This window comes from Brachybacterium sacelli (genome assembly GCF_017876545.1).
Taxonomy (GTDB): Bacteria; Actinomycetota; Actinomycetes; order Actinomycetales; family Dermabacteraceae; genus Brachybacterium; species Brachybacterium sacelli.
On record NZ_JAGIOD010000001.1, the window covers coordinates 2,803,434 to 2,824,257 of the forward strand.

The window sequence follows — 20,824 nt, forward strand, 5'->3', positions numbered from 1 at the left end:
GACGAGGGGCGGCCGCGTAGTGATCAGCCGGCGGCGCCGCCCAGCACCTCGGGATTGAGGATGTTGCGAGGGGTGCGGCCGGCGAGGACCTCCACCACATTCTCGATCACGCGTCGCTTGAGCTCGGTCTCGGACTCCTCGCTGTACCAGGAGGCATGGGGAGTGAGCACCGCGGTCGGGCATTCCCGCAGAGGGCTGTCCTGCGGCAGCGGCTCGATCTCGAACACGTCCAGCCCCGCTGCGCGCAGATGTCCCGATTCCAGCGCCCGTACCACGGCGTCGGTGTCGACGACCCCACCGCGACTGGTGTTGACCAGCAGCGAGCCCGGACGCATCCGGGCGAGGGTGTCGGTGGTGATCAGGTGATGGGTGTCCTCCGTGAGAGGCACGTGGATGCTGAGCACGTCGGACGTGGACAGGACCTCGTCCTGGGTGCGCACGGGGATGTCGTCCTCGGTGGTGGTCCCGGCCTCGCGCATCGGGTCGAAGCCCTGGACCGCGAATCCGAGCGCCCTCGCCTTGCGGGCCGTGGCCGCGCCGATGCGTCCCAGACCGATCACGCCGAAGGTGCGGGTGCTCAGCCGGTGCAGCGGCTTGACCGGTGCGAGGGAGTAGGTGCCCGCGCGCAGGTTCCGGTCGAGGGCGACGATCCCGCGGGACAGGGACACGGCGAGCGCGACGGCATGGTCGGAGACGTCCTCGGTGCCGTAGTCGGGCACGTTGGAGACCGCCACGCCGCGCGCCGTGGCCGCGGCCAGATCGATCGTGTCGACCCCGACCCCGTAACGGCCGATCGCCCGCACCGCAGGCAGGGCCTCGAGCACCCGGTCGGTGATCGGGGCGTACTGCACGAGGAGGGCGTCGGCGCCCTGGGCGACGGCGATCACCTCGTCCTCGGTGCGCGCCTGCTCCCGGACCAGCTCCACGCCGGCGGTCTCGGCGACCGCCTCCTCCTCGGTGGTGCGCTCCTGGTCCAGGTCGGTGATGACGATCTTCATGGGTTCCTCTCCTCGGGGACGATGCTCCGCCGCCGCGGCGTGCGGCGCGGTCGGGGCGCGGACGGCGGGCCCGCGGCGCTCTATGTCGCGTGAGGCCGGCCTCCTGATTCTCCGTCGAGCAGGAGGATCGCGGCCCCCGCGTCGGCCATGTGGACGGTGCCACACGCGGCGCGCCGGAGCTCGCCGAAGGAGGCGAGCACCTCGCGGGCCCTGGGAGGACGAGGTGCCGGCCCCGGTCCGCGATGGGCGAGCACGGCCAGTTCGCCGCGGTGCAGCAGCACGGTGCCCTCCGCGAGGATCTCGACGCGGGTGCGGCGCAGATCCCCGGCGCGGAGCGCGGGGTGCTCGTGGCGCAGCGCGATCAGGGTGCGGTACCACTCGAGCATCCGGGCGTGCTCGCCCTCGCCGCGCTCGCCCCACGGCAGGATCGAGGCGGTGAAGGTGGTGCGCGCCTGGGGGTCGGGCACGTCGCCGTCCCAGTCCATCTCCGCGAACTCCGCCGCCCGGCCCGCGCTCACCAGCGGCCCGAGCTCGTCGTCGTGATCGGTGAAGAACGTGAACGGGGCGGAGGTGGCCCATTCCTCGCCCTGGAACAACATCGGTGTTCCCGGCCCCAGCAGGATCAGCGAGATCGCCGCGGCATGCTGGGCGGGGGAGAGACGATGGTGGATGCGGTCGCCGCCGGCCCGATTGCCCACCTGGTCGTGGTCCTGCAGGAACGTCACGAAGGAGTGGCCGTCGTAGTGCGCACCGGTGGGGTCCACGGGCGCTCCCCAGACGGCGCCACGGAAGGTCGAGAAGGTTCCGGCGTGCAGGAACATGCGCGTCAGCACGGCGGACAGCACCTCGGCGGAGCCGAAGTCCGCGTAGTACCCGGCGCGCTCGCCGGTGATCCAGGCGTGCACGCCGTGGTGGACGTCGTCGGCCCACTGCATGTCCATCCCGAGACCGCCTTCCGCGGTGGGTGTGACCGTGGCGGGGTCGTTGCGGTCCGACTCGGCGATCAGGGTCAGCGGTCGGGCGGTCTCCGCCTCCCAGGCGGAGACCGCCTCGGCGAGCTCGGCCAGGAAATGCCGGGCGGAGTCGTCGTGCAGCTCGTGGACGGCGTCCAGCCGCAGGCCGTCAAGGCCCACGTCGACCAACCACTGCCGGGCGCTGCCGAGCAGGAAGTCCCGCACCGTGCCGGACCCGGCCTGGTCGAGGTTCACGGCCTCCCCCCACGGGGTCCGGTGGCACTCGGTGAAGTAGGGGCCGAAGTGCCCGAGGTAGTTGCCGGCGGGCCCGAGGTGGTTGTGCACCACGTCGAGCACCACCGCGAGCCCGCGGGCATGGGCGGCGTCGACGAAGCGCGCCAGAGCCGCCGGGCCTCCGTACGCCTCGTGGGTCGCGTACAGGCCGACCCCGTCGTAGCCCCAGCCACGGTCGCCGGGGAAGGTGGCGACGGGCATCAGCTCCACGGCGTCCACGCCGAGGGCGACGAGATCGTCGAGACGTCCGATCGCCGAGTCGAAGGTGCCGCCGCGCCCGTCGTCACCGGCGGTGAAGGTGCCCACGTGCAGCTCGTACAGGACCGCGCCGCGCAGATCCCGGCCCGACCAGGCCGTCCGCCCCCGCAGTGCCCGGGGGTCGACGACCTCGCTGTCGCCGTGGACGCCGTCCACCTGGCGCAGGGAGCGCGGGTCGGGCAGCCAGGGCTGCCCCGTCGCGAGGCGGAAGGCGTAGCGGGCCCCGGGCACCGCCGGCACCTCCTCGAGCGTGAACCAGCCGTCCGGGCCGGGGTGCATGGCGTGCTCGACGCCGTCGACCCGGATCCGCACGTCCCGGCTCGACGGGGCCCACACCTCATAGCGGTCGTAGGCCCGGGGAGGCACCGGCCGCGCCACGGGCGTGCTCACCGGAGCGTCCCGGGTTCGGCGGTGGGCGCGGCCTCGTCGTCGCGGCCCTCGCACACCAGCAGGGCGACCGGCCAGTGAGAGAGCAACCGGTGCAGTGACACCATCCCGCCGTCGGTCCCCGCACCGCTGAGGACGTCCCGCCATCGCCCCGAGGGCAAGGCGAGGTGGGAATCGCCCCAGCCGCCCCGCTGGGCGAGACCGTGGGCCAGGCGGGTGGCGACGGCCGCGACCTCGACGGGTCCCTCGCCCACGGCGCGCCCGAAAGCCACCGCGTGGGAGGTGGTGGTCGCCAGCGGATGGTAGGTCGCTGTACGGCCCCGGAACAGCTCGGGCCGCTCCTGGCGCAGGGAGAGGGCGCGATGGGTCAGCCACAGCTTCTCGTCGCCGATCCCGTCCGGGCCGGCGCCGTCGATCATCCGCGTCAGCCGGTCGGCGTGCGCGGCGTGGTCGACCGCACGACGGTTGTCGGGATCCACCAGGGAGAGGTCCACGCTCTCGTTGCCCTGGTAGACGTCCGGGACGCCGGGCATGATCAGCTGGACCAGCTTCTGGCCGAGGATCGTCGCGCGCTGGGCGGGGAGCGAGCGTCGGGTCCAGTCGCTCAGCAGGGAATCGACCTCGGCGGAGGCGAGGGCGGCCCGACCCAGGCCCAGCACCTGCCGCTCGTACTCGAGGTCCTGATCGGTCCAGGTGGTGTGGGTCTTCGCCTCCCTCATGGCCTTGAGGAGGTACGCCTCGAGTCGCTCGGCGGAGATCCGGGGCACGTCGGCGCCGGGCAGGTTCCAGCAGGCCGCGAGCGTCTGCCACAGCAGCAGCTCGATCGCCCCGTCGATCCGGTCGCCGCGTGCCTGGGCGGTGGCCCGGTCGAGGTCCTGCACCAGCAGCGCCCAGTCCAAGGGGTCCTCGGTGAGCACCGCGAGCCGGGCCCGGACGTCCTCGCTGCGCTTGGTGTCGTGCGTGGACAAGGTGGTCATGGTGTCAGGGCGGGTGCGGAGCATGGTCAGGGCGTGGTCGTGGAGCTCATCGGGCTCCACCCCGATCCGCTCCGGATCCGCCCCCACCTCCGTCGCGGCCACGAACCGGGTGTAGCGGTAGAAGGCGGTGTCCTCGAGCCCCTTGGCGTGCACGGGTCCGCAGGTCTGGGCGAAGCGGATGACGACCTCGGCGCGCTCTGCGCTGTCGGTGCGCCCCGCACTGCCCACCTCGTCTCCGCACACCAGCGCCACCACCGTCTCCAGCGCCGTGACCACGTCCTCGTCGTCACCGAGCACGAGCCGCGCTCGGGCGGCGGCTTGCTCGATGACCGTGCGCTCCGCCCCGGGGGTCGGCTCCCCGGGCACGATGTAGGCCCGGTAGCGGTCCATGGCGACCAGCAGCGCCCGCATCACCTTCTGCACCGTGCGCCGGGTGGTGTCCCGCAGTCGGATGTCCTCGAGGCAGATGTGATGGATCAGGGCGGTGAGCCGTTCGAGCTCGGCCCACAGACTGGTGGAGATGACGTGCTCGGCGGACTCCTCGGCGATCTCGGAGAAGGGGCGCAGGTCCCCGGTGCGGCGCTGCCACAGGTGGGTCAGGCCCAGCGCTCCGTGCGGGTCCTGGAACAGCCCTCCCACGCGCCACAGGGCGTCGTAGCCGGTGGTGCCGGCGCAGGCGAAGTCGCCGGGGAGACGCTCGTCCCCCTCCAGGATCTTCTCCACCACGGTCCAGGCCCCGCCGGTGGCCCGCTCGAGGTCGTGCAGATAGCCCCGCGGATCGGCGAGACCGTCCGGATGGTCGATGCGATAGCCGTCGATCACGCCCTCGCCCTGCAGTCGCAGCAGCGTCGCATGGGAGGCCTCGAAGACGTGCGGCAGCTCCACGCGGAGGGCGGCGAGGGTGTCGACGTCGAAGAAACGCCGATAGTTCAGCTCGTCGTCGGCGACCTTCCAGTACGCCAGGCGGTACCACTGGCGATCCAGGAGGTCCGCCAGGCCCAGGTGCTCGGTGCCGGCCGCGACCGGCAGCCGGTGGTCCGCGTAGCGCACCACGGTCTCCTCCGCCGTGGAGCCGTCGGCCTGCGGGACGTTCTCGACCCCGGTGGTGAGCTCACCGTCGGCGAGCACCGCACCGATCGGCCGGCCGAGCACGGGCACCAGCATCGAGCGCTCGGCCGAGGGGTCGATGTCGAACCAGTCGGCGTAGGGGGATCCCGGGCCGTCGCGCAGCACCGACCACAGGGCGTGGTTGTGCCAGATCGGGGTGGGGAAGGCCATGTGATTGGGCACCACGTCGACGATCAGACCCATGCCATGGGCGTGGGCGGCCGCCGCCAGGCGCCGCAGCGCCGCCTCCCCGCCGATCTCGGCGCTGATCCGGGAGTGGTCGACGACGTCGTAGCCGTGGGTGGAGCCCGGAGCGGCCTGCAGCACCGGGGAGCAGAACACGTGGCCCACGCCGAGCCGGGCGAGGTACGGGACCAGGCCGGCGGCGTCGTCGGCGGTGAATCCCGCGTGCAGCTGCAGACGATACGTCGAGGTGGGAACGTTCGCGTCGGCGCTCACGGTGCTCTCGGTGCTCACGGAACTCTCCATTACCCCGGGTGCCGGGCCCGGACGGGTCGGTGGGTCAGGCGCGGGCGGGCTGCTCGTTCCGCTCGTCGGCGGAGGGGTCCTCGGCCACATCCATCGGCGGGCGCATGAGCACCAGCAGCGAGTGGCTCGGGCGCGAGATGGTCTCGTCGCCGGTGAAGGTGGTGCCGACCTCGACGGTGTCCCCGGTGCCGAGGACGACCTTCCAGCGCTCGCCGTGATCGGCGGGAGGGAGCGTGAAGTCGACGGCATTGCCCGAGGCGTTGAACAGCAGCAGCGCCGAGTCGTCGACGAGGCGTTGGCCGCGCAGGTTCGGTTCGGGGATGGCGGAACCGTTGAGGAAAACGACCAGGCACTTGTTCTGCGCCGAGTCCCAGTCCTCGGCGGTCATGGGGGTCCCATCGGTGCCGATCCATTCCACGTCCGGGAGGGTGGAGTCGGCGTCGTCGCGCACGATGCCCTGCAGGAACCGCCGGCGCCGGAAGATCGGGTGCTCGGTGCGCAGCGCGATCATCTTCTGCGTGAACCAGAGCATCTCCATCTGGTCCGTCTCTAGCTCCCAGACCATCCAGGAGATCTCGTTGTCCTGGCAGTAGGTGTTGTTGTTGCCGCCCTGGGTGCGCCCCATCTCGTCCCCGTGCAGGATCATCGGCACGCCCTGGCTGACCAGGAGAGTGGCCATGAGGTTCTTGGCCCGGCGCAGCCGCAGCGCTCGCACCTCCTCGTCCTCGCTGGGTCCCTCGACGCCGGAGTTCCAGGAGCGGTTGTGGCTCTCGCCGTCCTGGCCGTCCTCGCCGTTGGCCTGGTTGTGCCGGTCGTTGTAGGAGACCAGGTCGCGCAGCGTGAATCCGTCGTGCGCGGTCACGAAGTTGATCGAGGCGATCGGGGTGCGGCCGGTGTGCTGGTACAGGTCCGAGCTGCCGGCCAGGCGGGAGGTGAAGTCGCCCAGCATGTCGGGCTCGGAGCGGTGGAAGTCCCGCACGGTGTCGCGATAGCGGCCGTTCCATTCCGACCACAACGGAGGGAAGCCTCCGACCTGGTAGCCGCCCTCACCGAGGTCCCACGGCTCCGCGATCAGCTTGACCTGCGAGATCACCGGGTCCTGCTGGATGATGTCGAAGAAGGACGAGAGCCGGTCCACCTCGTGCAACTCACGGGCGAGCGTGGAGGCGAGATCGAAGCGGAACCCGTCCACGTGCATATCGGTCACCCAGTACCGCAGCGAGTCCATGATCAGCTGCAGCACGTGCGGGGTGCGCATCAGCAGCGAGTTCCCGGTGCCGGTGGTGTCGTAGTAGTACGCCCGATCGTCCTCGACCAGGCGGTAGTAGGCGGTGTTGTCGATGCCCCGGAAGCAGAGCGTCGGGCCCATCTGGTTGCCCTCGGCGGTGTGGTTGTAGACCACGTCGAGGATGACCTCGATACCCGCCTCGTGCAGATTCTTCACCATCTGCTTGAACTCCTGGACCTGCTGGCCACGATCTCCCGCGTAGGAGTACTCGTTGTGCGGGGCGAAGAAGCCGATGGTGTTGTAGCCCCAGTAGTTGCGCAGGCCCTTCTCCACCAAGTGCCCGTCCTGGACGAACTGATGGACGGGCATCAGCTCGATCGCGGTGACCCCGAGCTCGGTGAGGTGCTCGATGATCGAGGGGTGGCCCATTGCCACGTAGGTGCCGCGGATGTTGTCGTCGATGTCCGGGTGCCGCATCGTCAGGCCCTTGACGTGGGCCTCGTAGATGACGGTGTCGTGATACTCGTGCGCCGGCGGATGGTCGTTCCCCCAGTCGAAGAAGGGGGAGACGACCACCGAATGCATGGTGTGCTCGGCGGAGTCCTCGGTGCTGCGTTGCTCGGGATCCTCGAAGCTGTAGCTGAACAGCGACTGGTGGTTGCTCGCCATTCCCGCGATCGCCTTCGCGTACGGGTCCAGCAGCAGCTTGGAGGGGTCGCAGCGGTGCCCCGCCTCCGGCTCGTAGGGTCCGTGGACGCGGTAGCCGTAGCGCTGCCCGGGTTGCACCGCGGGGAGGTAGACGTGCCAGACGAAGGCGTCGACCTCGGTGACCTCGACGCGACGCTCGGCGCCGTCGTCGATCAGGCACAGCTCGACGCGCTCGGCCACCTCCGAGAAGAGGGCGAAGTTGGTGCCGGAGCCGTCGAAGGTGGCGCCCAGGGGGTAGGACTGGCCGGTCCAGATCTGCATGGGCCCACAGTAACCGGGCCCGAGCGCGCCACGGTCGCAGGCCGTGGCGCCGCCGGCCCACGAGAAGGACCCCGGCCGATCGGCCGGGGTCCTCGAGGTGGGCGATACTGGGTTCGAACCAGTGACCTCTTCCGTGTCAGGGAAGCGCGCTACCGCTGCGCCAATCGCCCGGTGCGTCCGAGGACGCGGGGGAGGGACGGAGCGGACGACCGGATTCGAACCGGCGACCCTCACCTTGGCAAGGTGATGCTCTACCAACTGAGCTACGTCCGCACATCGGCCAGGCCGACGAAGGAATACTCTAGGTGGGGCGCGGCCTGCGCGCAAATGCTGATGGCCTGCAGTGTCGGAGGTCACGAGCGGATGGATGTGCCGGGAATCGGTGGTGCGCGGGGGCTCCCGACAGCCTGCGCCGGCACGATGTAGGTCACATCGGATGTGGTCATCGAGGCCCGCGGACCTCGTGTAAGCTTCTTCGAGTCCGCTCAGGAGAGCGGCGAAGCACCTTCGGGCGATTGGCGCAGTGGTAGCGCGCTTCCTTCACACGGAAGAGGTCACTGGTTCGAACCCAGTATCGCCCACGACGGGATCCTCGGATCCCGTTCCTGCGGACGTAGCTCAGCTGGTAGAGCATCACCTTGCCAAGGTGAGGGTCGCCGGTTCGAATCCGGTCGTCCGCTCCGGGGGAACGGCGCGCCCGACCTTGTCGTCGGGAGCGCCGTTCCGCATGATGCACGCGCATCTCCGGTGGGTTGGCCGAGTGGTTAGGCAACGGCCTGCAAAGCCGTGTACACGGGTTCGAATCCCGTACCCACCTCCATCGTGGGCCGCGAGTCTGCGAGGAGGGCGATTGGCGCAGCGGTAGCGCGCTTCCCTGACACGGAAGAGGTCACTGGTTCGAACCCAGTATCGCCCACCACCACGGAAGGGCCCCGGTCTGCGGACCGGGGCCCTTCGTCGTCCCCAGCGGTCGGGCCTGCGCTGCTGCCGGCCGGACTTCACCGTCTCCTCCGGCTCCGCCCCTGTGGCCCCGGACAGCCGTCGGGCCGGGCCGTTCCGGGCCGCCCCGCGCGAGGCGCCGGCCCATCTCCCGGCCCCGGACAGTACGAGAGCCCCCGGCGGATCGCCGGGGCTCTCGTGCGTGTACTGCCGGGAGGTCAGTTTCCTGAGGGATCCTTCCCCTCGTCCACGGGCTCCTGGGGCGAGGGGTCGGCGGGGGCGCTGATCTCGTCGGCGCCGTCCTGCTCCGTCGCGTCGTGCGAGCGGTGCAGCGGCTTCACGTCGATGACGGCCTCCACAGTCCTCAGCTCGAAGGGCTCGCCGTCGTGACGGTCGATGCCCTGGGCGACCGAGTCCTCGAGCACGTGCCGCGCGATCTGATTGCGGATCATCATCGGGTCCCTGGAGAGGTCCTTCCAGAGCGCGACGCACAGCAGCAGCATCACGAGCACGAACGGGAGCGAGGCGACGATCGTGATGTTCTGCAATCCGTTCAACGCCTCGGCCGGTTGGTCACCGCCGGCCAGCAGCATGATCGCCGCGACCGCGCCGGTCGCCACACCCCAGAAGATCACTGCCTTCTTGGTCGGCTCTTCGGCGCCGTGCTCGGACAGACCGCCCATCACGATCGAGGCGGAGTCCGCACCGGTGACGAAGAAGATTGCCACCAGCACCACGGCGAGGGCCATGAGCAGGAAGACGACGATGCCGCCCACCGGGAGCTTCTGCAGGGTGTCGAAGAGGATCAGGTCGGTGTTGATGTCCGGCACCAGCGTGCTCGGGTCGTCCTCGCTGGGGATGAGCTTGGCGAGCATCCCCCCCGGGATCCTGAGCGGCCTCCGCGCGCTCCTGGAGGCCGATAGCCCCGCCACCGAAGATCGAGAACCACAGCAGCGAGACCACGGACGGGACCAGCAGCACGCCGACGACGAACTGACGGATGGTGCGGCCGCGGGAGATGCGGCCGATGAACAGACCCACGAAGGGCGACCAGGAGACCCACCACGCCCAGTAGAAGATCGTGTACGAGCTCATCCACTCGGCCAGGGACTCGTCGCCGGAGACCGAGGTGCGCGAGGCCATCTGCGGGAGATCGGCCACGAAGCCGCCGACGGCGTTGGGGACGACGTTGAGGATGAACAGCGTGGGCCCGCCGATGAAGACGATGACCGCCAGCAGCAGCGCGAGCACCATGTTGATGTTCGACAGCCACTGGATGCCGCGCTCGATGCCCGAGACCGCGGACGCCACGAAGCACGCGGTCAGGATGGCGATGATCAGCACCAGGAGAGTGGAGCCGGTCTGGGCGACCAGGCCGGTGGAGGTGAGCCCGCCACCGATCTGGAGGGCACCGAGGCCTAGGGAGCAGGCCGAGCCGAACAGCGTCGCGAGGATCGCGAGGATGTTGATGATCTTGCCGCCGACGCTCTGGGAGACGCGCTCACCGAAGAGCGAGGCGAACATGTTGGAGAAGAGCTGGGTGCGGCCCAGTCGGAAGGTGCCGTAGGCCATGCCCAGACCGACGATCGCGTACATGGCCCAGGGGTACAGGGTCCAGTGGAACAGGGTCGTGCCCATCGCGGTGGTGACGGCTTCCGGCGTCTGGCCCTCTACGGTCCCCGGCGGCGGGGACATGTAGAAGTACAGCGACTCTGCGACACCGTTGAAGATGAGGCCGATGCCCATGCCCGTCGCGAACATCATGGAGATCCACGAGGCCGTCCGGAACTGGGGCTCCTCACCGTCGCGCCCGAGGGGGATGCGCCCGAAGCGGCTGAAGGCCACGACGAGCACGAAGAGCGTGAAGACGGAGGCCGCGATGACGTACAGCCAGCTGAAGTTCGACATGACGAAGTCGAGGGCGGATGCCGCCGAGGACCCGAGCGAGGTCGAGGAGATCACGCCCCAGAGGATGAATCCGAGGGCGAGGGCGCCGGCGCTGCCGAAAACGACCCAGTCGGTGCCCTGCGTCGGCTTCTTGCGGCGCTTGGGCTTCGCACTGCGGAGGTCGTCGAGGAGCTCCTTGGTGGTCTGCGTGTTCTGACTCATAGGGGAACGTCCGTCCTGCGGGCGCCGACGTCGACTGGCAGGCGGGACGGGCTCTTCTGGGGGAGGGGATGCGGAACCTGCCCACAATAGTTCTCGACGCCGCAGGTGCCCAGTTGTCCCGGGCCGAGGGGAGTTGTCTGTGCCGAGGCTCAGGCGGGAAGATCGCGGCGACGCAGCGCCAGCAGGCCAGCCGCCACGAACCCGACCGAGAGGAGAGGCAGTAGGACGTAGGGGGTCCAGGTGGCCTGGTAGTGGGGATTGACATGTGCGAACGGCGAGACCAGCAGAAACAGCAGCTCTGGGACCAGGCCGGTCTTCACCGCGATCTCCGTGAAAATGCCGATGCCGAGCAACGACCAGCTCACCGCGGCAGCACGGCGCGGCACCACACTGTGGGCGAGGATGGTGATCCCGACCAGCACCCAGATAGCGGGCGCCAAGGACACGGTGAACGTGGTGAACCGTGCGATGTCGGCTCCATAGTGCCCGCCGCCGAGGCCGGACCCGATTCCGACAGCAATCCCAAGAACGATCAGCAGCAGGACCGGGTAGAGGAAGCCGGCGATCGCATGCGCCAATGCCCAGGTGCGGCGCCGAAGAGGGCCGGACAGGAGTAGTTCCGCCGTGCCCGCGGTCTCTTCCCGACGGATCTGCAGGGTCGCGTAGAGGGCGTGCCCGGCGATGGGGAAGACGAAGACCAAGATGACGTAGGTGAAGAAGGTGTCTTCCGGCGCCACACCCAGGTCGGTCCCCATGGCGCGCACCCATTCCGTGTCGGCATAGGCGGACATCGTGTCGGCTCCGATGTAGCCGATCGCCAGGGCGATGACCGCGACTGCGAGCGCCCACACGGTGAGGGAGGCGCGGTCCAGGCGCCATAACAGCGACGGCACCGAGCGAAGCCACCAGGCGCCGTGTTCGCGGCCACGTGATGTGGGTACCAGGCTCCGCCCCAGGTCGCGACGAGCGGCGAGATGGAACGAGGCCACCACGCTCAGCGTGACAGCTGCCAGGGCGGGCAGCAGCGTCCACCAGCGTTCGTCGGCGAAGGGTCGGAGGTTCTCCCACCATCCCTGGGGTACGACCCGGGTGAGCCACAGTGCGCCCTCCTCCATTGCCGCACCCGCGCCACGAATCAGGTGGAAGACGTAGAAGGTAGCGAAGGCCAGTCCGACCACGCCGCCGACTCCGGTCAGCAGCTGGGCTGCGATGGCGGCCAGACCCGCTCCTGTCCACACCGCCAGCGCCGTGATCAACGCCAGAGCGAGCGAGCCCGCCCACGGCATTCCGATGGCGATCAGGCCGCAGGTGATCACTATGGCGAGCAGCGCGCCCGTCACCATGGTCAGAGTCAGCGCGGCCGCCAGGTCTGCGCGGCGTCCCAGGGGAGTACCGGCCAGGAGGTCGCGGCGCCCGGCCGACTCTTCGCCCCTGGTGGTGCGGGCTACCAGCAGGATCGCCCCGAGGGCGGCACACATCGTGCCACCGGCGAAGGCTTGTTGCGCGGCCAACGCTTCGGCGGTGTCGGAGAACGCCCTGCTCTGGAACAGGACGAACATCGGCACGCTGTGCAGCTGCTCCCACCGGTCGGCTCGATCCTGCGCCGTCGGATACGTCGTTCCGGCCGCTGCCATCCCGCCGAGGACAATGCCTGTGGTGATCATCGACCAGGCCACCAGCAATACCCGGTCACGGCGCATGGCCAGGCGCACCAGCTGCCTGGTGCCGGGCGGCAGTCCTACTCGCCGGCCGGCCTTGAGCGGACGTGTGCCGGCGGCCGGAGCCCGGAGGGCGGTGTGATCCCGGTCTTCGACGCTGGTCATGATCGTGCTTCCCGGCCGTGGGCGGGCACGGCTGTGTCGGGCACGTAGTGGCGCAGGAAGAGTTCCTCCAGCGTGGGTCGGGCCGCTGCGAGGTCGCGAACACCCAGGTGAGCCAATGCGTCGCACAGGGATGTGAGGGCGCCGGAGTCCACCTGCAGGTGGACTCGTGATCCGTCCACGCTCACCTCGTGGACGCCCGGCATGTCCGCGAGTTCCTCAGGACTCGACCTGACGTCGGCGGTGACCATGACCCGGGAGAGTTGACGCAGCTCAGCCAGACTGCCGGTCTCGACAGTGCGACCGGCCCGCACGATCGTCACGTGGTCGCAGAGTGCTTCGACCTCGGACAGAATATGGCTCGAGAGCAGAACAGTGCGACCACGGTCCCGCTCCTCGAAGATGGTCCGGCGGAAGGCTTCCTCCATGAGCGGGTCGAGCCCGGAGGTGGGCTCGTCCAGCACCAGTAGTTCGGTATCTGCGGCAAGTGCCGCCACCAGCGCGACCTTCTGACGGTTACCGGTGGAATACGCGCCGCCTCGGGTGGCCAGATCCAGGTCGAACCGATCTACGAGCTCGGCGCGCCGTAACCGGTCGTCGCCACCGCGCATCCGGGCTAGCAGGTCGATGATCTCGCCCCCAGACAGACGGGGCCACAGGGTGACGTCTGCGGGGACGTAGGCCAGCCGGTGGTGCAGATCCGCCGCGTCGCGCCAAGGGTCCCCCTCGAGCAGCTGGACAGTCCCGGACTCGGCACGGGTCAGACCGAGCAGGATGCGCAAAGTGGTGGTCTTCCCGGCGCCGTTGGGACCGAGGAACCCGTGCACCTCACCGGGACGGACGCGCAGCATCAATCCGTCCAGTGCTCTCGTGGACCCGAAGTGCTTGACAAGGCCGGAGACATCGATCGCCGGTGACATCACGGCAAGCCTCCGGAGGTGCGGCGGGACTCTTCGGACACCTCGCTGAGGCCGTCAGCTAGCTGCTTCCCGTTCTCGGCCGCGAAGAATTCGCCGAGGGTCGAGTACAGGGTGGTCATCGCTGCACCGACACGAGGTGCGTGGGCGGGGTCGAGGCTGTCGACTCCGATACGCCGGGACAGGTGCACGTGCAGCACGAGCGGGCCCAGGTGCATGCTGCTCATCACTGCCGCGGCGTCCCGGGTGGCCGGTGAACCCGGCGGGAACTGGTCAGGCCACCTCTCGGACAGGAAGCGCTCAGCCAGCTTGGAACCGACCTCGTAGAGCTCGGCAGCGGACCGCGACCCTTCGACCAGAGCGCGCGCCAGGTACCGGACCTCTGCCCGCGTCGAGTGATACATCCCTGTGACGAACTCGGGTGGGATGGACTCGTCGGCCAGTGCTCGATGCGCCTGGTCGAGGAGGGCCCCGATGGCGTGGATGTCGCAGGCTGCGAGCAATCCGTCCTTGGAACCGAAATAGTGTCGGATCAGACCCGTGGAGACACCCGCTTCGGCAGCGATGACCTGCACAGTCGCGCCCTTGGCTCCATGGTGGGCGTAGACCGACATCGCGGCATCGCGGAGGCGAGCTCGAGCGGTCTGATCGGAATCCGGGGCAATTGCTGCGGAGGACATCATCCGTCCAAGCTACACAGTTATGTAGTAAGCAACAAGAGTGTGTAGCGGAGGGAGTGGGTCCTCGGTGCACGCGTCCGCCGCACACGGCTCCCCTGGACGGTCGTCAGCGGTTGCGGACGAGATTCTGAGCAGCTCCGCCGCTGGTGGTTGCCCTTGCGGCACCGCCCGAGCGTGATGCCTGCCTTCGCACACGGAACCACGAAGGAGGCCGCCCGTCATGGCGGCCTCCTTCACGGTTCGGGCTCCTTCACGGTATGGGGCGTGTCCCTGCCGGGCACGCCCCGAGGGTCACTCGGTATCCGTGGGGCCGGATCCCGTCTGACCAGATCGCCGCCCGGCGCGGTCCGTCGTCCGCTCGGACGGCTTCTCCGAGCGGGAGCGTCCGAAGACGCCGCGGGTGCGCTCCAGCCGGTAATCGATCCGGTTGTCCAGGTACTCGCCGAATCCTTCGTCGTTCGGGAGCGTCGCGTTGACCTCGCCGGTGATGTGGCGGGTCACGGTCTCCATGCGCCGGATCTGCTCGTGCTGTTTCAGCACGGCCTCGTCGAGGCTCAATGCCTTGACCAGCGCGACGCACATGAGCACCAGGATGATGCTGAACGGCAGTGCCGTAACGAGCGAACCTGCCTGGAGGGACTCGAGGCCTCCCGAGAGCAGGAGGGCGGCCGCAAGCAGCCCCTCGAGCAGCGCCCACACCACGCGGGACCAGATCGGTGGGTTGGGGTGGCCGCCGGAGGCGAGCATGTCCACCACGAGCGAGCCGGAATCCGAGGAGGTGATGAAGAAGATCGCCACCAGGATGATGCCCAGTACCGACAGCAGGCCGGTCAGGGGGAAGTTCTCGAAGATGCGGAACATGGACTCCTCCGCGGTGATGTCGCCGAGGTCACCTGCGCCGAACCACTGGCGGAACAGGCCATTGCCGCCCCAGATGGAGAACCAAATCATGCCCACGAGGGAGGGGACCAGGAGCACGCCGGCGATGAATTCGCGCACCGTCCTGCCCTTGGAGATGCGGGCAATGAAGACGCCGACGAAGGGGGCCCAGGCGATCCACCAGCCCCAGTAGAACAAGGTGTTGCCGGCCCACCACGACTGCGCGTCCGCCGAGCGGTTGTACGCGCCGACGTCCAGCGTCATGTGAAAGATGTTCGCGAAGTAGACGCCCAGTGACTCCACGAAGTTCTGGAGCAGGAAGACCGTCGGGCCGAAGACCAGCGCAGTGATCATCAGCAGCCCGGCGAGGCTGAGGTTGGCGTTCGAGAGCCACTTGATCCCGACGCCGACGCCGCTGACCACGGACGCGGTGGCCAGGAGGGTGATCACGACGATCAGGATCATGAGGAAGGTATTGCTGGCGCCATCGATCAGACCGATCGAGGTTAGTCCCGCGCCGATCTGCTGGACGCCCAGGCCCAGCGAAGTGGCGATGCCAAACACGGTGCCGAAAATGGCCAGGACATCGATGACATCGCCGACCCAGCCCTTGACGCGCTCGCCGAAGATCGGCTCGAGCGCCCAGCGGATGGAGACCGGGCGGCCCCGGCGGTGAATGGCGTAAGCGATGGCCAGGCCGATGATGGCATAGGTCGCCCAGGGGTGCAGTCCCCAGTGCATGAATGTCTGTGCCATGGCCAGGCCCGAGAGCTCGACGCCCTCGCCCTCCCAGCCGGGCTTGACGGCGCTGGTGGTGTAACTAAGCGGCTCGGCGACACCGTAGAAGACCAGCCCGATCCCCATGCCGGCCGCGAACAGCATCGCGAACCAAGAGAAGAGGCCGAAATCCGGACGGTCCTCGTCGCGGCCCAGGCGGATACGGCCGAAGGAGGACAGAGCAAGGATGATCGAGAAGACCACGAAGATGCCGATCACCAGCATGTAGAACCAGCCCAGATCCGCCACGATCCAGTTCTGCGCACCGTTCATCACGGTGCTGGAGGTCTCAGGGAAGATGATCGCCAGCAGCGCGACGGCGAGGATGATCAGCAGGGCGGGCCAGAACACGGCCGGGGCGATCACGCCCTTGCCGATGCGTGCGCCCTGTCGGCGCAGCTTCTCGGTGATCTCGTCGTCGCTGTCGTCTTCGCCGATCTGCATCGAGCGGGGCAGGTGCACGGTCTGGGGCAGGTGCTCCGGCCACGCGGTGGGGGAGGTATCCGGCGCGGTGGGGTTCCTGCCTGCCGAGGTGTCCTCACCGGTCTCGGGAGTTCCGGTGGTGTTCATCGGGTTCCGTCCTGTCGAAGTCATAGGTGTTCTCTACTGTGCCGAGTACTCAGAGTTCCTTCAACCAGACCGTACGATCTGAGTGCGGTCTGGACGTCGACCCATTTGACCCTGGAAAACTCGTGATCTGGACACGCACAGATGGTCGGGGTCACGCGGACGAGGTGAAGGTTTCCTGTCGCGAGCCCAGGTCCGGGTGGGGATGGGCTCCTTCCTGGGGGAGGGATGCGGAACCTGCCCACCATAGCCCTCGGTGCGGCAGGTGCCCAGGTGCGCGGCCGCCGGGAGCAGGGAACTCCGCGTCAGGTGGGTGCCCGAGGTCACGTCGGATGCGGTGAGTCCAGCCACGTCGGTCGAGGGGTTCGGCCCGGGGCCCGCTCCCGGATAGCATCGTCGGTGGAGCCGGCATCGTCGGCCGGCTCGACCCGAGAACAAGGAGCATCCCCGTGGCCCAGATCGCCATCACCCTGGACGGTTCACCTCAGCGGCTCGAGGAGGCGACCACGGGCACCACGCTCTTCGAGGGCCGGAGCGAGATCATCGCCCTGCGGATCGACGGCGAGCTGCGTGACCTGGCCACTGCCGTGGCCGACGGTCAGGTGGTCGAGGGCGTCGAGCTCTCCAGCGAGGACGGGCTGTCGATCCTCCGTCACAGCGCCGCCCATGTGCTCGCCCAGGCGGTGCAGAAGGCGAACCCCGAGGCGACGCTCGGCATCGGCCCGCCGATCACCGACGGCTTCTACTACGACTTCGACGTTGCCGAGCCCTTCACCCCCGAGTCCCTCAAGGCGCTCGAGAAGGAGATGGGCCGCATCGTCAAGGAGGGGCAGCGCTTCGTCCGCCGCGAGATCAGCGACGACGACGCCCGCGTCGAGGAGGCCTCCGAGCCCTACAAGCTGGAGCTGATCGGATTGAAGTCGACGGCCGACGACGCCGCCGAGGGCGCGAACGTCGAGGTCGGCGAGGGCGGTCTGACCATGTACGACAACGTCAACCGCCGGGGCGAGGTGGTGTGGACCGATCTGTGCCGCGGACCTCACCTGCCCACCACCAAGCTGATCGGGAACGGCTTCGCCCTCACCCGCTCGGCGGCCGCCTACTGGCGCGGCAGCGAGAAGAACCCGATGCTGCAGCGCGTCTACGGCACCGCCTGGCCCAGCAAGGACGAGCTGCGCGCCTACCAGGAGCGGGTCGCCGAGGCCGAGCGCCGCGACCACCGCCGCCTGGGCAGCGAGCTGGACCTGTTCTCCTTCCCCGACGAGATCGGTTCGGGGCTGCCGGTGTTCCACCCCAAGGGCGCCATGATCCGGATGGAGATGGAGGACTACTCCCGCCGCCGCCACGTCGAGGCCGGTTACTCCTTCGTCTCCACCCCGCACATCACCAAGAAGAACCTCTTCGAGACCTCCAAGCACCTGGAGTGGTACGCCGACGGCATGTACCCGCCGATGCACATGGACGAGGAGGCCGACGCCGACGGCAACGTCACCAAGCAGGGCCAGGACTATTACCTCAAGCCCATGAACTGTCCGATGCACAACCTCGTCTACCGCTCCCGGGGCCGCTCCTACCGCGAGCTCCCGCTGCGACTGTTCGAGTTCGGGCACGTCTACCGCTACGAGAAGTCCGGCGTGGTGCACGGCCTGACCCGCGCCCGCGGCTTCACCCAGGACGATGCCCACATCTACTGCAGCCGCGAGCAGATGAAGGAGGAGATCTCCCGCACCCTCGACTTCGTGCTCGGGCTGCTCAAGGACTACGGGCTGGACGACTTCTACCTCGAGCTGTCCACCCGCGACCCCGAGAAGTCCGTCGGCGACGACTCCAGCTGGGAGGAGGCCACGACCACCCTCGAGGAGGTCGCCACCGCCTCCGGCCTGGACCTGGTGCCCGATCCGGGCGGTGCCGCCTTCTACGGCCCCAAGATCTCGGTCCAGGCCAAGGACGCGATCGGTCGCACCTGGCAGCTCTCGACCATCCAGCTCGACTTCTTCGAGCCCGAGCTGTTCGAGCTGGAGTACACCGCGACCGACGGCTCCCGTCAGCGCCCGGTGATGATCCACCGCGCCCTGTTCGGCTCCATCGAGCGCTTCTTCGGCGTGCTGCTCGAGCACTACGCCGGGGCCTTCCCCGTGTGGCTCGCGCCCGTGCAGGTGGTCGGCGTCCCGGTCGCCGCCGAGTACGTGCCCTATCTCGAGGAGGTCGCCGCGACGCTGCGCGCCCGTGGGGTCCGCGTCGAGGTCGACTCCTCCGACGACCGCATGCAGAAGAAGATCCGCACCCACACCAAGGAGAAGGTGCCCTACCTGCTCATCGCCGGCGGCGAGGACCAGGACAAGGGTGCGGTCTCCTTCCGGATGCGCGACGGCAGCCAGGACAACGGCATCGCCGTCGAGGAGGCCGTCGACCGGATCGTCGCCGCGATCGCGGACAAGGTGCAGGTGTGAGCGGGTCCGGACCAGGAACCGACCCTCTCGCCCCGGAGGGCTCCCCGCAGCCCGTCGTCGAGGACGCCCGCGACTTCGTGGGCGTCCCCGACGACACCGAGCGGTTGTGGACCCCGCACCGGATGGCCTACATCGGCGGGGAGAACAAGCCCGTCGATCCGCACGACGGGGACCAGTGCCCGTTCTGCGCCGCGCCGCGTCGGAGCGACGAGGACGCGCTGATCGTCCACCGCGGTGAGGTCGCCTACGTGGTCCTGAACCTCTACCCGTACAACTCCGGCCACCTGCTGGTGTGCCCGTACCGGCACGTCGCCGACTACACGGAGCTGGAGGACGAGGAGGTGCGCGAGGTCGCCGAGCTCACCCGCACCGCCATGCGGGTGATCCGCGAGGTCTCCACCCCTGCCGGGTTCAACCTGGGCATGAACCAGGGCCCGGTCGCGGGCGCCGGCATCGCCGCGCATCTGCACCAGCACGTGGTGCCGCGCTGGATGGGGGATGCGAACTTCCTGCCCGTCGTCGGCCGCACCAAGGCCGTCCCGATGCTGCTTGCCGACACCCGTCGGCTCTACGCCGACGCCTGGCCCTGAGCTAGCATGACCGAGGCTGCGGAGCACCCCGGGGTCATCACCGACCGGCCCCCGGTCAACGGGGAGCGGGGATTCAGCCCGGGGCAGCCCGGGAGCCCGCAGAGAGCGAGGAGATCGCCGCGATGAGCACGACCGGAGCCCCTCCGCGCCCCGGCCCGCGACCGCAGGGCCCGCAGGACGCCGGCTACGGCTACGACGTCGAACGTCTGGATCCCCGAGGGCCGGGACGCATGGGAGCGGCCGGGCCGCAGCGCCGGCGTCGGCGCCGTCCCTGGGCGCGGTGGGCCCTGTTCGGCCTGTCGTTCCTCGCCCTCGCCGGCGGTGCCGTGCTGCTGTACGTCTTCGTCATCCTGCCGCTGGGTTTCGGGACCTCGCTGGTCGCATTCACCGCCGCCCTGCTCCCGGTCGCGATCGTGCTGGGGGCCGTGTGGTGGGTCGACCGCTACACACCGCAGCCGCGCGTCTCCCTGATCTATGCCTTCATCTGGGGCGCCGTCGGCTCGGTGGCGCTGACCTTCGTGATCGGCACGCCGTTCACGGCCTGGATCAGCCCCAGCGAGCCGGACCAGGTCACCGCCCAGTTCCTCGGAGCAGCGATCCAGGCGCCGGTCGTCGAGGAGACCATGAAGTCCGCCGGCCTGATCGGTCTGCTGATCTGGGGCCGCCGGTACATCGCCGGACCGATCGACGGCGTGGTCTACGCGGCGCTGATCGCGGGCGGCTTCGCCTTCACCGAGAACATCCTGTACTTCGGCAACTCCTTCCATCAGGCGCAGGCCGCCGGCGAGGTCGCCGGGTTCTGGCAGACGTTCTTCCTGCGCGGGGTGCTCTCGCCCTTCGCCCATGCCTCCTTCACGGCCCTGTGCGGGCTGGGACTGGGCATCGCCGCCGAACGCCGGTCGCTGATGCTCTACTTCGGGCTCGGCGTCGGCGGGCTCTCCCTCGGCATGATCCTGCACGCCCTGTGGAACGGCTCGAGCTTCTTCCTCCCCGTCGACCCCGCGAACCCGCTGGGCGGCTTCCTGCGCTACTACCTCACCGTCCAGGTGCCGATCTTCCTGATCCTGGTGGCGATCGTGCTGTTCCTGCGATGGCGCGAACGTCGGATCCTGCGACGTCAGCTGGCCGAGTACGGTCGTGCCGGCTGGTTCGCGCCCGCCGAGGTCGACATGCTGGTCAAGCTGGGTGCGCGCCGCAAGGCGGAGAAGTGGGCGAGCCGTCACGGCGCCGTCGCCCGGATGGGCATGCGCGACCTGATCCGTGCGACCGTCGAGCTGGGCATGGAGCGCCACAGCGTGCTGCACGGAAAGCCCTCGGAGCGGACCCGTCGGCGTGAGCGCGAGCTGCTCGAGCGGATCACCACCGATCGGCGGCTGATCGGAGCGCTGACTGCTCCCGTCGTCCGCCGCTGAGGACTCAGGGTCCGGTCGACCTCC

At 69.1% G+C, this 20,824-nt stretch carries 12 protein-coding genes, 6 tRNA genes and 1 pseudogene; 7 read left to right on the forward strand and 12 right to left on the reverse strand.

Annotated features, from left to right (window positions below):
- Positions 1 to 23: 23 nt before the first annotated feature.
- From JOF43_RS12670 to JOF43_RS12695, 6 genes are all read right to left on the reverse strand, one after another.
- Positions 24 to 998, reverse strand: coding sequence for a C-terminal binding protein (locus tag JOF43_RS12670; protein ID WP_209902513.1), 975 nt, complete (start codon positions 996 to 998; stop codon positions 24 to 26).
- 80 nt (positions 999 to 1,078) lie between these two features.
- Positions 1,079 to 2,893: a malto-oligosyltrehalose trehalohydrolase gene (gene treZ, locus JOF43_RS12675; RefSeq protein ID WP_209903346.1), complete on the reverse strand. Its 1,815-nt coding sequence runs from the start codon at positions 2,891 to 2,893 to the stop codon at positions 1,079 to 1,081.
- Positions 2,890 to 5,463 carry a malto-oligosyltrehalose synthase gene (treY, locus tag JOF43_RS12680; RefSeq protein ID WP_209902514.1) on the reverse strand — a complete coding sequence of 858 codons (2,574 nt, stop codon included), beginning with the start codon at positions 5,461 to 5,463 and terminating at the stop codon, positions 2,890 to 2,892. The genes treZ and treY overlap by 4 nt, the downstream gene beginning before the upstream one ends.
- A gap of 34 nt (positions 5,464 to 5,497) precedes the next feature.
- The gene (gene glgX / locus JOF43_RS12685; protein ID WP_209902516.1) at positions 5,498 to 7,660 is read right to left on the reverse strand and encodes a glycogen debranching protein GlgX; all 2,163 of its coding nucleotides are present in this window, start codon (positions 7,658 to 7,660) and stop codon (positions 5,498 to 5,500) included.
- Between the two features lie 98 nt (positions 7,661 to 7,758).
- A tRNA-Val gene (locus JOF43_RS12690) sits at positions 7,759 to 7,830 on the reverse strand.
- Between the two features lie 30 nt (positions 7,831 to 7,860).
- A tRNA-Gly gene (locus JOF43_RS12695) sits at positions 7,861 to 7,933 on the reverse strand.
- A gap of 236 nt (positions 7,934 to 8,169) precedes the next feature.
- Between JOF43_RS12695 and JOF43_RS12700 the strand changes: the two genes are divergently transcribed.
- The 4 genes from JOF43_RS12700 (at position 8,170) to JOF43_RS12715 (ending at position 8,579) form a co-directional block, all read left to right on the forward strand.
- Positions 8,170 to 8,241 (forward strand) — tRNA-Val (locus JOF43_RS12700).
- Between the two features lie 26 nt (positions 8,242 to 8,267).
- Positions 8,268 to 8,340, forward strand: a tRNA-Gly gene (locus JOF43_RS12705).
- A 66-nt stretch (positions 8,341 to 8,406) separates the two neighbouring features.
- Positions 8,407 to 8,480: transfer RNA gene (locus JOF43_RS12710), tRNA-Cys, on the forward strand.
- A gap of 24 nt (positions 8,481 to 8,504) precedes the next feature.
- Positions 8,505 to 8,579, forward strand: a tRNA-Val gene (locus JOF43_RS12715).
- Between the two features lie 238 nt (positions 8,580 to 8,817).
- Here the strand turns inward: JOF43_RS12715 and JOF43_RS23285 are convergent.
- From JOF43_RS23285 to JOF43_RS12740, 6 genes and pseudogenes are all read right to left on the reverse strand, one after another.
- Positions 8,818 to 9,474 carry a BCCT family transporter gene (locus JOF43_RS23285; protein ID WP_377782855.1) on the reverse strand — a complete coding sequence of 219 codons (657 nt, stop codon included), beginning with the start codon at positions 9,472 to 9,474 and terminating at the stop codon, positions 8,818 to 8,820.
- Between the two features lie 82 nt (positions 9,475 to 9,556).
- Positions 9,557 to 10,708, reverse strand: a pseudogene (locus JOF43_RS12720) (BCCT family transporter); the annotation flags it as partial.
- A 149-nt stretch (positions 10,709 to 10,857) separates the two neighbouring features.
- Positions 10,858 to 12,531 (reverse strand): ABC transporter permease, encoded by a 1,674-nt coding sequence (locus JOF43_RS12725; RefSeq protein WP_209902518.1) that lies wholly within the window; start codon positions 12,529 to 12,531, stop codon positions 10,858 to 10,860.
- Entirely contained in the window at positions 12,528 to 13,448 is a 921-nt protein-coding gene (locus JOF43_RS12730; protein WP_209902520.1) for an ABC transporter ATP-binding protein, read from the reverse strand. Before JOF43_RS12730 ends, JOF43_RS12725 begins: the two co-directional genes overlap by 4 nt.
- A complete protein-coding gene (locus tag JOF43_RS12735; protein ID WP_209902522.1) occupies positions 13,448 to 14,128 on the reverse strand; it encodes a TetR/AcrR family transcriptional regulator in 681 nt (226 codons plus the stop codon). Before JOF43_RS12735 ends, JOF43_RS12730 begins: the two co-directional genes overlap by 1 nt.
- 288 nt (positions 14,129 to 14,416) lie before the next feature.
- Entirely contained in the window at positions 14,417 to 16,351 is a 1,935-nt protein-coding gene (locus tag JOF43_RS12740) for a BCCT family transporter (RefSeq protein ID WP_425351513.1), read from the reverse strand.
- 446 nt (positions 16,352 to 16,797) lie between these two features.
- Here JOF43_RS12740 and thrS point away from each other — a divergent pair, with 446 nt between their 5' ends.
- From thrS to JOF43_RS12755, 3 genes are all read left to right on the forward strand, one after another.
- A complete protein-coding gene (thrS, locus tag JOF43_RS12745; RefSeq protein WP_209902526.1) occupies positions 16,798 to 18,798 on the forward strand; it encodes a threonine--tRNA ligase in 2,001 nt (666 codons plus the stop codon).
- A complete protein-coding gene (locus JOF43_RS12750) occupies positions 18,795 to 19,388 on the forward strand; it encodes an HIT family protein (RefSeq protein WP_209902528.1) in 594 nt (197 codons plus the stop codon). The genes thrS and JOF43_RS12750 overlap by 4 nt, the downstream gene beginning before the upstream one ends.
- A 122-nt stretch (positions 19,389 to 19,510) precedes the next feature.
- The gene (locus JOF43_RS12755; protein WP_209902529.1) at positions 19,511 to 20,800 is read left to right on the forward strand and encodes a PrsW family intramembrane metalloprotease; all 1,290 of its coding nucleotides are present in this window, start codon (positions 19,511 to 19,513) and stop codon (positions 20,798 to 20,800) included.
- Positions 20,801 to 20,824: the final 24 nt, after the last annotated feature.